The 12,506-nt window shown below is 63.1% G+C and carries 11 protein-coding genes; 7 read left to right on the top strand and 4 right to left on the bottom strand.

The features are described from left to right. Positions 1–82: 82 nt before the first annotated feature. The 7 genes from ACPPVR_RS33990 (at position 83) to ACPPVR_RS33960 (ending at position 6,991) form a co-directional block, all read left to right on the top strand. The gene (locus ACPPVR_RS33990) at positions 83–1,102 is read left to right on the top strand and encodes an NAD-dependent epimerase (protein ID WP_426610882.1); all 1,020 of its coding nucleotides are present in this window, start codon (positions 83–85) and stop codon (positions 1,100–1,102) included. A gap of 140 nt (positions 1,103–1,242) precedes the next feature. Beyond that, the gene (gene gmd / locus ACPPVR_RS33985; protein ID WP_426610881.1) at positions 1,243–2,313 is read left to right on the top strand and encodes a GDP-mannose 4,6-dehydratase; all 1,071 of its coding nucleotides are present in this window, start codon (positions 1,243–1,245) and stop codon (positions 2,311–2,313) included. Further along, positions 2,294–3,235, top strand: a complete 942-nt coding sequence (gene fcl, locus ACPPVR_RS33980) for a GDP-L-fucose synthase (protein WP_426610880.1) — start codon at positions 2,294–2,296, stop codon at positions 3,233–3,235. The genes gmd and fcl overlap by 20 nt, the downstream gene beginning before the upstream one ends. Before the next feature lie 175 nt (positions 3,236–3,410). Continuing rightward, the gene (locus ACPPVR_RS33975; RefSeq protein WP_426610879.1) at positions 3,411–4,724 is read left to right on the top strand and encodes a UDP-glucose dehydrogenase family protein; all 1,314 of its coding nucleotides are present in this window, start codon (positions 3,411–3,413) and stop codon (positions 4,722–4,724) included. A gap of 136 nt (positions 4,725–4,860) precedes the next feature. Then, entirely contained in the window at positions 4,861–5,745 is an 885-nt protein-coding gene (locus ACPPVR_RS33970) for an aldose 1-epimerase family protein (RefSeq protein WP_426610878.1), read from the top strand. A 96-nt stretch (positions 5,746–5,841) separates the two neighbouring features. Then, entirely contained in the window at positions 5,842–6,003 is a 162-nt protein-coding gene (locus tag ACPPVR_RS33965; protein WP_426610877.1) for a hypothetical protein, read from the top strand. 172 nt (positions 6,004–6,175) lie between these two features. Further along, entirely contained in the window at positions 6,176–6,991 is an 816-nt protein-coding gene (locus ACPPVR_RS33960; RefSeq protein ID WP_426610876.1) for a winged helix-turn-helix domain-containing protein, read from the top strand. Here the strand turns inward: ACPPVR_RS33960 and ACPPVR_RS33955 are convergent. The 4 genes from ACPPVR_RS33955 to ACPPVR_RS33940 form a co-directional block, all read right to left on the bottom strand. Beyond that, a complete protein-coding gene (locus ACPPVR_RS33955) occupies positions 6,975–8,090 on the bottom strand; it encodes an alpha/beta hydrolase family protein (protein ID WP_426610875.1) in 1,116 nt (371 codons plus the stop codon). The genes ACPPVR_RS33960 and ACPPVR_RS33955 overlap by 17 nt on opposite strands. 118 nt (positions 8,091–8,208) lie before the next feature. After that, positions 8,209–9,348, bottom strand: a complete 1,140-nt coding sequence (locus ACPPVR_RS33950; protein WP_426610874.1) for a sulfotransferase domain-containing protein — start codon at positions 9,346–9,348, stop codon at positions 8,209–8,211. Between the two features lie 38 nt (positions 9,349–9,386). Next, a complete protein-coding gene (locus tag ACPPVR_RS33945; protein WP_426610873.1) occupies positions 9,387–11,456 on the bottom strand; it encodes a putative nucleotide-diphospho-sugar transferase in 2,070 nt (689 codons plus the stop codon). Positions 11,457–11,753: 297 nt separating this feature from the next. Then, positions 11,754–12,488, bottom strand: coding sequence for a class I SAM-dependent methyltransferase (locus ACPPVR_RS33940; protein WP_426610872.1), 735 nt, complete (start codon positions 12,486–12,488; stop codon positions 11,754–11,756). Positions 12,489–12,506 lie beyond the last annotated feature (18 nt).

Genomic DNA, 12,506 nt, shown 5'->3' with positions numbered 1-12,506 from the left:
CCGCTCGGCCTGATGGTTGTCGTTATCGTCAAAACCTTGCCTCTCATGCCCTGGTCTGGCATTGCTTCGCGGAATGAACGAGATGACAACTTTGCGGCCAGTGATTGTTACCGGTGCTGCCGGCTTTATCGGAATGCACGTTTGTGAACGGTTGTTGGCGCGTGGCGAGCAGGTCGTTGGCGTCGACGCATTTACGCCGTATTACGATCCTGCGCTGAAGCATGCGCGCCTCGCAACCCTCCAGCACCGTCCCGGCTTCACATTCTACGAGATCGACCTCGCAGATTTTGCCGCAGTGACGCGCGTTTTCGACGAGGTCTCACCCGATCGGGTTGTGCATCTGGCGGCGCAGCCCGGCGTGCGCGCGTCGATCGACGACCCCATCACCAGCATCCGCGCCAATTGCGACGGCTTTGTCACCGTGCTCGAAGCCGGTCGGCGCCATGGCCTCGCACATCTCGTCTACGCCTCGTCGAGCTCGGTCTATGGCGCCAACCGCACCTTGCCGTATTCGACCGAGCATTCGGTCAACCATCCGGTGAGCCTTTACGCCGCGAGCAAGAAGGCCAACGAGCTGATGGCGCACACGTTCGCGCATGTTCACAAGCTGCCGGTGACCGGTCTGCGCTTCTTTACCGTCTACGGTCCGTGGGGCCGGCCCGACATGGCCGCCTATCTTTTCACGCGCGCGATCTTTGCCAATGAGCCGATCAAGATATTCAACAACGGCAATATGTGGCGCGACTTCACCTATGTCGACGACATCGTCGAAGGCGTGATTCGCACGCTCGATCGGCCCGCGGCGCCGAATCCCGCATGGAGCGCGGAGCAGCCCGAGAACTCGTCGAGCTATGCGCCGTATCGCGTCTACAACATCGGCAACAACAGGTCGGTCAATCTGATCGAGTTCGTCGAGACGCTCGAGAAGATCATCGGCAAGCCTGCGATCCGCGAGCTGCTGCCGATGCAGGCCGGCGACGTCCTGGAGACGCGAGCCGACATTTCCGCCCTCCAGCGCGACGTCGGTTTCGCGCCATCGACGACGATCGCGGACGGTCTCGGCCGCTTCGTCGAATGGTATCGAAAGTACCACGGCGTGTGATCGCGCTATCGGACGGCAGGCCCGTCATCCGGGCAGGCCTCGTTCGCGTCATTTTCCGTTGCCGCCGAGCTTGTCAGGGAGAGCGAACGGTGGTTATCCCGTTCACTGAACCTCTTTGACTGGGAACAAGGCGCAGAGCCATGCGTGAGCGGATCGCTCTCATTACCGGCGTGACCGGGCAGGACGGCGCCTATCTCGCCGAATATCTGCTGTCGCTCGGCTATGTCGTGCACGGCGTCAAGCGGCGTTCGTCCTCGTTCAACACCGCGCGCGTCGACCATCTCTACCAGGACCCGCATGTCGGCAACGTGCCGTTCCTGATGCATTACGGCGACATGACGGACTCGACCAATCTGATCCGCCTGATGCAGCAGATACGGCCGACCGAGATCTACAATCTCGCCGCCCAAAGCCACGTCGCCGTCAGCTTCGAAAGCCCGGAATACACCGCGAATGCCGACGGCATCGGCGTGCTGCGGCTGCTGGAAGCGATCCGCATCCTCGGCATGGAGAAGGAGACGCGGTTCTACCAGGCCTCGACCTCCGAGCTCTATGGCCTGGTGCAGGAGGTTCCGCAGAAAGAGACCACGCCGTTCTATCCGCGCTCGCCCTATGGCGTCGCAAAACTCTACGGCTACTGGATCACGGTGAACTACCGCGAAGCCTACGGCATGTTCGCGTCGAACGGCATCCTGTTCAATCACGAAAGCCCGATCCGCGGCGAGACCTTCGTCACCCGCAAGATCACGCGCGGCGTGGCGCGCATCGAGGTTGGGCTCGAGCAGACGCTCTATCTCGGCAACCTCTCGGCGAAGCGCGACTGGGGCCATGCCCGGGATTATGTCGAGGGCATGCACATGATCCTGCAGGCCGACAAGCCCGACGATTTCGTGCTCGCCACCGGCGAGACGCGTTCGGTGCGCGAGATGGTCGAATTGTCGTTTGCGGAAGTCGGCCGCCGCATCGACTGGCGCGGTGAGGGCGTTGACGAGACCGGCATCGATGCCAAGAGCGGCAAGACCGTGGTGAAGATCGATCCCAGTTACTTCCGCCCCACCGAGGTCGATCTCCTGGTCGGTGACGCCAGCAAGGCGCGCGAGGTGCTCGGCTGGAAGCCGAAGCGGACGTTCGCAGAGCTTGTTGCGGAGATGATGGCGAGCGATCTGACAGAGGCCAAACGGGATGTCGCAAATGGCAAGCGCACCGTTTGAACTGAAGGGCAAAAGTGTTTACGTCGCCGGCCATCGCGGCATGGTCGGCAGCGCACTCGTGCGCCGGCTCGCGCAGGAGGACGTCAGGCTCGTCACCGTGGACCGCCGCGAGGTCGATCTCTGCAACCAGGCCGCCGTGTTCGACTGGTTCGCGAAGGTCCGGCCGCAGGTGATCTTCCTTGCCGCGGCAAAAGTCGGCGGCATCGTCGCCAACGACACACTGCGGGCCGAGTTCATCTACGAGAACATCGCGATCGCTGCCAACGTCATCCAGGCCGCGCATCAAAACGGTGCCGAGAAGCTGATGTTCCTCGGCTCGTCCTGCATCTATCCGAAGCTTGCCGCCCAGCCGCTGCGCGAGGACGCGGTCCTGACCGGCCCGCTGGAGCCGACCAACGAGCCCTATGCGATCGCGAAAATCGCCGGCATCAAGATGGTGGAGGCCTATCGCCGCCAGTATGGCCGCGACTTCATCAGCGTGATGCCGACCAATCTCTACGGCCCCGGCGACAATTATCATCCCGAACTGAGCCACGTGGTTGCCGCCCTGATCCGCCGCTTCCACGAAGCGAAGCTCTCAGGCGCCAAGCGCGTCGTCGTGTGGGGCACCGGCACGCCGCGGCGCGAGTTCCTCTATGTCGACGACATGGCGGATGCCTGTGTGCACCTGATGAAGACCTATTCGAGCGCAGAGTTGATCAACATCGGCACCGGCGAGGACATCACCATCGCCGAGTTCGCCCGTGTCGTCGCTGAGGTCGTCGGTTACAGCGGCGAGATCTCCTTCGATACGGCTCGCCCCGACGGCACGCCGCGCAAGCTGCTCGACGTCAGCCGTCTCGCCAAGCTCGGCTGGCGCGCGACGACGTCGCTTCACGATGGCTTGAAGCGGGCCTATGCGGCGTATCTGTCGCATATGTAGAATGCAACTGCCGCATGTCGCGTGTTCCAGAGACTGTCCGCAATTCCTGTCACGCGGAGCGGTTAAGGTTATTCGGTTCGCGAAGCAGCTTGCCCTAATGTTGGGCGTGCGGTCGGGTAGAGAAATGGTCTAGGGTGTTCGTTGGAACACCCGTCGTCAACGGAAAGAGTTATTCATGCGAATTGCGATGATCGGCACGGGCTATGTGGGACTGGTGTCTGGAGCCTGCTTTGCGGATTTCGGTCACGACGTCACCTGCGTCGACAAGGACGAGAAGAAGATCGCGGCGCTTCATCGCGGCGAGATCCCGATCTACGAGCCCGGGCTCGACGAGTTGGTCGCAGCGAATGTGAAAGCCAAGCGGCTGGAATTCACCACCGATCTGTCGAAGCCGGTCGCGGATGCCGACGCCGTGTTCATCGCGGTCGGCACGCCGTCGCGCCGTGGCGACGGTCATGCCGATCTTTCCTACGTCTACGCCGCCGCGCGCGAGATCGCGCAGTCACTCTCCGGATTTACCGTCGTGGTCACGAAGTCGACCGTTCCGGTCGGCACCGGCGACGAGGTCGAGCGCATCATTCGCGAGACCAACCCTGCGGCCGACGTCGTCGTCGCATCGAACCCCGAGTTCCTGCGCGAGGGCGCGGCGATCCGCGACTTCAAGTTTCCCGATCGCGTCGTCGTTGGTACCTCCGACGAGCGCGGCCGCAAGGTGATGGGCGACATCTATCGCCCGCTGTCGCTGAACCAGGCGCCGCTGATGTTCACGGAACGCCGCACCGCCGAGATGATCAAATACGCCGCGAACGCGTTCCTCGCGACCAAGATCACCTTCATTAACGAAATCGCCGACCTTTCCGAGAAAGTCGGCGCAAACGTGCAGGAGGTCGCGCGCGGCATTGGCCTGGACAACCGCATCGGCACCAAATTCCTGCACGCGGGTCCCGGCTTCGGCGGCTCGTGCTTTCCGAAGGACACCAAGGCGCTGATCAAGATCGCGCAGGACTACGACGTATCCTTGCGCATCGTCGAATCCGTGCTGGCGGTCAACGAGAACCGCAAGCGCGCGATGGCGCGAAAAGTGAGCCAGGCGCTCGGCGGCTCGCTGCGCGGCAAGACCATCGCAGTGCTCGGCCTCACCTTCAAGCCCGACACCGACGACATGCGCGATGCGCCGTCGATCCCGCTGATCACCGGCCTGATCGACATGGGCGCGAAGGTCAAGGCCTTCGATCCCGTCGGCATGGAGCAGGCCAAGGGCGAACTGCCCAGCATCATTTATTGCGAGGATGCCTATTCCTGCGCGCAAGGCGCCGATGCAATCGTCATCGTCACCGAGTGGGTGCAGTTCCGCGCGCTCGATCTCGACCGGCTAAAGGCGACCATGGCGCAGCCGGTCGTCGTCGACCTCCGCAACATCTATCGCCCCGAAGAGATGGCTGCGGCCGGCTTCGTCTATGAGAGCATCGGGCGGTCGTCCCAGGCGTAGCAGGGCAGCAGAGCTCCGCAATTTTGCGCTCGCCTTATCCCGAGGCGAGCGCAACATCCTCCAATGCGCTATGGTCCGCCTGAACAGGGCTGCGGTGTTTTGCGCCGCCAGCCTCGCTGTCGCTACGGAGACGGTCATGACCGACGACACGCACACGATCCGGAGCGGCGGTCTCACCGCGATCATCAAGGCGCAAGGCGCCGAGCTGTGCTCGCTGAGGGACGGCGGCGGCGTCGAATTCGTCTGGCAGGCCGGGCCGGCCTGGCCGCGTCATGCGCCGCTGCTGTTTCCGATCGTCGGGCGTCTCGCCAATGACGAAATGCGGCACCGGGGCAAGACGTACCGGATGACCCAGCACGGCTTTGCGCGCGACAGCCGTTTTGTATGGGCGCAGCGCGGCGACAACGGCTGCACGCTGGTGCTCGAGGACAGCGAAGCGACGCGCGCGCTCTACCCGTTCGCGTTCCGGTTGGCTGTAACCTACGCACTCGACGCGGCCGGACTCGATGTGACGCTGAAGATCGTCAATACCGGCGAGGAGACATTGCCGGCTTCCGTCGGGGGCCATCCCGCCTTCAACTGGCCGCTTCAGCCCGGAATGTCCAAAACGGATTACGCGCTGACATTCACGAACGAAGAGCCAGGTCCGGTTCGCCGCGTCGATGGCGGACTGCTGCTCGCGGCAACGGATCCGAGCCCCGTCCAGGGCGCGGTGCTTCCTCTGTCGGAATCCCTGTTCACCAACGACGCCGTCATCTTGGATCGCATCAACAGCCATGCGGTCCGTTATGCGGCCGGACAGGGCGCCGGGCTTTGGCTCAGAATGTCATGGCGCGGCTTTCGCGAGCTCGGCGTCTGGTCAAAACCGACGGGCGCGCCGTTCCTCTGCATCGAGCCCTGGCGTGGCTATGCCAGCCCCGCCGACTTCGACGGCGAGTTCAGCGACAAGCCGGGCCTGATGCACATCGCAGCCGGCGCGGAAGAAGAGTTGTCGTACCGGATCGAGGTCGGATCGTCCTGAGGCGGTTCGTGCGCCGGCGCTGCGGCCGTTCGGCACCACGCCTGCGGTGGTGACGGGCTCCGCGCGCGTGGCCTTGGCCGTCGAAGCAGTCAGGCGATGCGCGAGATCCTGGGCGCGCCGCTCGATCAGGTGCCAGGTCGCGCGGTCGGCGACAAAGGACAGCGCGATGACCAGGTAGAGAGGATTGCGAGCCAGAACGGCTGTGTGATGCGCAGGAAGCGTTTACATGAACCAGCGGTTGAATCCCGAACCGGATGAGCGAGATTGTTGGTGCTGCGGCGGACAATACGAGCACGGCCCCGCACAACGATGCGCTCGGTGAGAAGTGTGGGGCAATTCATACTTATTACTGCAATACCGTGACCAATATTGTTCGGGCAGCATAACAAGCCTAGTATTCGGCGGGCAATTTCGGGGGCTCGAATAAGCCGTGAATGTTCGTTCACAGGACAGCGCATCGCGCGACGACCTGAATCTTCAGGTCGGATCAAACGCACACAGGACATCCAATACCGTGACTGATTCCGCGCTTCAGGAATTGCGTCCGGTCGGCCGCGAGCGGCTGATCGTCGTCGAGGACGATCCGGTGACGCGGACGATGCTGGTCGGTTACTTCAGCGAGAACAATTTCGACGTGGTCGGCGCCGGCTCCTGCGCGGAGTGCCGCCAGGCGCTGCGCGGGCGCGCGGACCTCGTCTTCCTTGATGTGCAGTTGCCCGATGGCGACGGCTTTGAGCTCGCCAAGGAGATCCAGGCGACCAGCAACGCGGGCATCATCTTCGTGACCCGCCGCGACACCGACGTCGATCGCATCCTCGGGCTCGAGATTGCCGGCGATCACTACGTCACCAAGCCGATCAATCTGCGCGACCTGCTCGCGCGCGCACGCAGCGTGCTGCGGCGTCGCTCGATCGACCGCAAGGCGGCGCGCAATCACAATTCGATCGCGTTCGGCGACTGGATCATCGACCTGACGCGGCGCGAGCTGCTCGGCAGCGACGGCAAGCCGGTGGCGCTGACGCGCGCCGAATTCGACCTGCTCGCGGCCCTCGTCGGCGCCGACGGACGGCCGCTCAGCCGCGACTATCTGATCGAAGTCGTCAGCAACCGCCAGGCCGAGGTCGACATCCGCACGGTCGATGCGCTGGTGGCGCGACTGCGCCGCAAGCTGGTCGGCAGCGGCACGCCCGTGATCGCGACCGTCACCGGCGTCGGTTACAAGCTCGCGCTCAGCGAGCGGCTCTAGGCGAGGCGCCAGCGAGCCGGTCGTCGACCGCATAGAGCGTGCAGGTCGGCGACCATTTCATGCAGGCCGCGAGCGAATCGCGTTGCGCGTCATCCGCCGTGTTGCGCCCCGAACGCCAGCCGTAACCGCCATTGGGTGATACCGCAAAAGCCTTGTGCGGCATCGTGCTGGCGAGATAGCGCGAGAATTCGGCGCGCGCTGCGTCGTTGAAGCCGCTTGGCGAAGGCAGCGGATCGGGCGGGCTCAGGATGTCGTGGCCGAGCCCGCGCTCGCGCAGGAAGGCGTCGACGAGCGGCGTCCATTGCGGGCGGCCCACCACCGAATAGAGATAGTGGCCGTCGTCGCCGTAGGGCGGCGCCGCAACGAACTTTGCGTTGCCGCCATTGCCGCGAAATCCGTCATAGAGGCGGCCTGCCAGATCAGGGCCGAAGAACAGGTCGTTGGTCGCATAGACCCACAGCATCGGCACCCGCGAGGTCTTGCCGAAGCTGGCGAAGGCCTGCACCAGCCCAACCGGATTGCAGACGTCGTCATCGTCGCGCGAGCCGCGGCCGCCGGCAAAGCTGATCGCGGCGACGAGACCGGCCGGCGCCTGCGCCGTCAGCGCGACGGTGGCGAGCCCGCCCGCGGAGTGGCCGGCCGCGATCATGCCTGATGTCGTGACGTCGGCTCTCCGCGCCATCGCATCGATCGCGGCGCGTAAGTCAGCGACCGCGACGGCTGCCGCCGGCAGATAGGCGGCGTTGGCGCAGCCGCCGACGCTATCGACGCGCCCGCCGGGCGAGGTGCCGTAGCCGCGCCGCATCACGACCAGCGCGGCAAAGCCGCGCCGGGCATATTCGAGCGCAATGCCGTAATATTTGTGCGCCGACATCGTCGCACGATCGTCGAAGTCGCGCGGCGAGCCGTGGCTTAGCAGCGCGAGCGGATAACGCTTCGTCCCCGTCGGGCGAACCAGGAACGCCTCCAGCCCCTGCGGCCCCGCCTCCGTCATCGGGATGCGTAGGTCCTCGGTGTAGAATTCCGCGGCGCGCGCCGGCGTCGCCGCGACAAGCCAGGCAATCAGCAGAGGCGGGAGCTTGCGTGAAAGAGGAGCCATGGACGATTCGATGAGCCTCGATAGCACCGACCATAGCATGATCCCGGGAATGCGCCGCCGGCCGTGCGCCCAACGCCGCAGGCGCCAATCCATCACCGTCATGCTGAGGTTTGCGCGATCAGGGCCCGGTGAGCTGCATCGATTCGAGTCCAATCCCCAATTGACGCGTGTCCGAGCTGAGGCCCAACTCGGCTGGAGATCGCGGCTCCGAGATCCTGAACTCCAGATTGAGAAGTCCATACGCGCCTGAGAGATTCGACGGGATGACGATCCGCTGCACCCCGCGCCAGGTGGCGGGACGACACGTCCAGGATGACAACTGCCGGCCCTCCGCCAGGCAGGTCACCTCCAGTTCGCGGCCGCCCTCGATGAACGAGCGATAGCCAAGATCAATTTGAATCGGGGCGTTGTGATGCGGGCCGACCGAAACGTGCAACGACGCCTGTGGCTGGATGGACCATACTCCCCACTGCTCCGGCTCCCCCCAGCCAGCGCCGAGCGTCACTTGACCGGCTTGGCCGATGCCGAACAACAAGCGTTCACCCGCTTGCAAGGGCTTGCCGGCAAGTTCCTGCGCCGTGGGCTCCTGATCATGAAAACCCAGGGCGCGCATCGCGTGACCATGGCGGCGCCAAAACAAGAGATGCAATTCGGGAGACATATCGTCGATCCATCCGCCGGTTCGCCCTTTGGAGAAAAACTTCGAGTCGAGCTTGTGAAGTTCCTCGAACGTGGGCGGGCCTCTCAAGCCGGTTTCCGCCAGGGATAGACCCGCCGCGGCCGTGGCCCGCCGCAGCTCATCAATCGGATTGGCGATAAGGTCATCGAAGCGAACCATGACTGTAGAGGTTTTCCGTTGGCGCCACGCGAGGACGTTGCCGCTCCATCCGCCATAGGATTCGGACGACTCGATCAGGCGCCGCAGGAGGCCGGTGAAATCCTGGCCGCCGGCGTCATATCCGGAGTTAAGCAGGAACCTGGCATAGGAAACGACCGCATCCCGACCGTCCCGAACAAGGTAGATCGCCGGATAGTCCTCCTGCGGCATCTCATGGGTTTTGACGATGTGCGTGCCGGTGTCCCGAGCGAGCTCCGGGAGGGGGGTGCCAAGGCTCGCCTCCCCAATGAAGTTTTCGAAGTCTCTCCGGGGCGGGAAGGGCTCATGAAAATCGTAGGTGGAGAGGCCGCAGAGTGTCTTCAGCAGCACGCGAAAGAAAGTATTGCCGGATCTCGGATAGGAAGCGAGCCAAACAAGCATTTTGCGTTCTTATGGTTATAGCTATTTCCTGGCCCAAACTACGACGGGGGTGGTTCTGGTGATCGATCCGCGCGCTGCTGCGCGCCGGCGGCGGCAACGGCGAACAAGTCTATCTCGACTTTTCGTCCCCTCGTCGTGATGGGTAGCTGCACGATCGCCGCTCCGTCGGTCCACCGCCAGCTCCGCTTGCGATCTCGCTCGAGCATGTGAAAGCCGGCGTGCAACGAGGGGTCGTCGAGCGGCAGCTTGACGCCGTCGATCTTGATCATCGTGATGGCCGCGCCGAGTTGCCTGTCGTCGTTTGGCGCGAATGCCTTCTCGCTCAGGAGGCGCAGCACGCCGACATGGGCAGGCACGCTGAAGGTATGAAGCCCCGGCTTGTTCAGATGAATGTCGAGAATCTCCTGGTGTTCGTCGCGAATGGCCTCCGTCGTCGGGCCGAACCATGCGCCGGCATGGCTCAGCAGACGCTGCTTGTTGTCGAGCCCAACGCACCAGTTGGCATGGAAGATGAAGGGGCCCTGGGTGTCCAGCATGGGCACCGGCGGCGGCACGCCGCGAAACTGCAGCGCCTGGTACAATCGGCCAGTCGGAAACAGACTTTCCGGGAGCGCGAAGACACTGGCGAAATAGCGCGGAGTTTCCAGCAGGATGTCACGAAACAGCGTCTGGTCGGCCTGCTTCAGGGCTTCCCCGACGTTCCGGGCGATGTGGAGGTCGATCAGTTCGATCGTCTCAGCCGTCGCCTTGAGGGCGAAAAATCCCAGGCAGAAGTGCGATGGAAACTGCGCGTAGGGTTCGATCTGGCAGGCCCACGGATAGCGCTCCAGCACGTCTGACAGATACGGTAGGGGATTTCGCAACCATGCCACATCGGCATCGGCGCACACGACATTGCTGCCTTCCGACAGAAGAATGCGAAGAACCGGGAAACGGTAGGTCAAAAGAACGTTGAATTCGGCGGTGTCCCATTCGACATAGTCATTCGGAATGTCGTCCGGCGACACATCGACCATTTGTTCGAGGATGCGGGTTCTCGCCGCAAAGGCCTTTACGATCGGGCCCAGCTTGCGTTCGGAACTGGCAGGAAAGACGACCTGCACCCGATCAGGGTCGATCCCGCATTGCCTGATTCCGGCCAGGGCATTGTTGACAAACTCGGCCATCGCAGATGTTGCAAAGAGAAAGATCGTCCAATCGGTCGACCTGCGGGCATCGTTCTCCTGCTCGCAGTCTCTGACCTCCTGCCGCGGACGTGCAGCCTCGATCGCCCGCGGAAGAGCAGCCGGTTGAACAGAGTTCGCGCGCACCTTTTGAATGATGAACGCCAGTTCAGAGCGCTGCATGATGATCGGTCGATAGAACATCACGACCTGAAAAAACGGGAGCCACCACCATGCCGCAGACGTGCCGGCGAGTTGCAGGGCGGCGGACATCGGAAACCACAACACGTAGAACATCTCATTGGTGAACGGAACAATCCTGCGTGTCGTGGCCGCCTCGGACGTCAGCGCAAACGTGTCGCCCGAGACGAAGCGGATCGTTTCCAGGGCGCAATAGATCGACAGAGCGACGGCGGCGAGCGGGCATGATCGATAGATCACCGCGACCAGCGCGCAACTGATCGGAAGCTCGACACAAAGATTGAACCCGGTCAGGAAGCGCATGATCGGGTACGATCCGGTCCCCGTCGCAAAAGTACTGGTACCGCCGCGCAGGTCGCTTTCGCGATCAAGCACCTGATGATGCAGGATGCCCTTCAGTCCGAGCGCGGCAGCCCACAGGACCGCGAGGATCGCAAAGCCGAAGTGTCCCGCCGGTGCACCGTTGTCCAGAACGTTGAAGATCGAAAGAGCAAGCAAGGTCGGCGTAACGTGCGAGCCCAGGACGTCACAGGCGACGCCGAGCAGGCCTCTTTCCTTCAATCGCACGACAGGCAGGGAATACAGTGTCGGCCAAAGGTAGTTCATCGCCAGCAGCAGAAGCGCGCTGTCCGAGTAATCGACCACGAGTGCCGGAACGAAGCCGGCGCATAGGAAGGTGACGCACAGGAGCACGCGTCCGGTCCAGCCGATTTGCGCCATCGCGTTGTGCTTGCCCGACTTCAAGTCGGATTGAACGTCGAAGATGTCGTTGACGATATGACCGTAGATCGCGGCGCAGCAGACCGAAAGGAGGTAGCAGACGAGAAGCGGAATGGCGGTGTGGGCGTCGAGGGCTTCCAGAAGGATCGCAACGTACGCAACGGACAACAGCGGCGGAATCTTCGAATGCCACCAATTGTCGACCCTTGCGAAGCCGGCGAGGCGGGGAAAGGCTGCCATCGTCATCATGATATCTTTATCTTCGCAGCCAAGAACGTTCCATGCTGGCCGAGGCGATGGGCCGGAGGGCGCGCGCAGTCCCTAAATCGGGGTTGAATCTACGCCGCTCCGTCTTTGCCTTTTTCGCGTCGCCAGAAGGGCGGGCCGACCTTGCCAGCCTTCGAATGCCGGTGGGTAGCGGACAACCGCGACGGACTCGAAGTGTTTTTCAAACTGCTCCACCATGAACTCGACGTTGGGCGCGATCAGGTTTGCATGCACCTTGCGACCGTCATTCTCGACGTAGCTCCAGAGAATGCCGGTGATCATGACCTTGCCGGCGTTCGGGCTTGCGGCCTGATAGGGCAGGTTGACGCCGGTGATCAACCGGGGGTCCGCGAGAGGCACGAAGCACGTCCCTTCCGGCGCCGTCCAGGACGCCAGATTTTCGATCAGCCGTGTCAGGTCCCGGACCGTGTCGACCAGGCTGTAAGCGTACCACATGCATGACACGAGACCCCAATGGTCCGTCCAATCCGGACGGGGCTCGCGGTAATCATGCTCCGCAAAGAAGGCACCCGGATTCGAACTGCGCGCCCGTCGCAGCATGGCGGGTGAAAGGTCGATGCCGGCTCGATCGATCTCGGGAAATTGCCGCAGGAAGTAGCCGGTTCCGCACGCGACATCGAGCCAGTTTGTGCCGGGACCGAGCAGGCTGCGCAGCAGTTCGATCTCGTGTTGGCTATCCGACCGGGTGAGGTCCGACAGAAGGAATTCCTCCTCATAGGAGGAGGCGTAGTCATCGTCGTAAAGCCGGATGATGTCTTCGCGGTTCATGCGTCCGTCCTGATTGTA

The sequence above is a fragment of the Bradyrhizobium sp. McL0616 genome (assembly GCF_049993385.1).
In the GTDB taxonomy this organism is placed as follows: domain Bacteria; phylum Pseudomonadota; class Alphaproteobacteria; order Rhizobiales; family Xanthobacteraceae; genus Bradyrhizobium.
The sequence above is the reverse complement of the archived record's forward strand: the minus strand, read 5'-3'. Positions and strand labels throughout refer to the sequence as shown.

Excerpts from the sequence above, each read along its gene's own strand:
- ACPPVR_RS33950 (WP_426610874.1), bottom strand. The coding sequence starts at position 9,348 with ATGCTTGTTTGGCTCGCTTCCTATCCGAGATCCGGCAATACTTTCTTT.
- ACPPVR_RS33940 (WP_426610872.1), bottom strand. The coding sequence starts at position 12,488 with ATGAACCGCGAAGACATCATCCGGCTTTACGACGATGACTACGCCTCC.
- gmd (WP_426610881.1), top strand. The coding sequence starts at position 1,243 with ATGCGTGAGCGGATCGCTCTCATTACCGGCGTGACCGGGCAGGACGGC.
- fcl (WP_426610880.1), top strand. The coding sequence starts at position 2,294 with ATGGCAAGCGCACCGTTTGAACTGAAGGGCAAAAGTGTTTACGTCGCC.
- ACPPVR_RS33990 (WP_426610882.1), top strand. The coding sequence starts at position 83 with ATGACAACTTTGCGGCCAGTGATTGTTACCGGTGCTGCCGGCTTTATC.
- ACPPVR_RS33955 (WP_426610875.1), bottom strand. The coding sequence starts at position 8,090 with ATGGCTCCTCTTTCACGCAAGCTCCCGCCTCTGCTGATTGCCTGGCTT.
- ACPPVR_RS33975 (WP_426610879.1), top strand. The coding sequence starts at position 3,411 with ATGCGAATTGCGATGATCGGCACGGGCTATGTGGGACTGGTGTCTGGA.
- ACPPVR_RS33970 (WP_426610878.1), top strand. The coding sequence starts at position 4,861 with ATGACCGACGACACGCACACGATCCGGAGCGGCGGTCTCACCGCGATC.
- ACPPVR_RS33965 (WP_426610877.1), top strand. The coding sequence starts at position 5,842 with ATGCGCGAGATCCTGGGCGCGCCGCTCGATCAGGTGCCAGGTCGCGCG.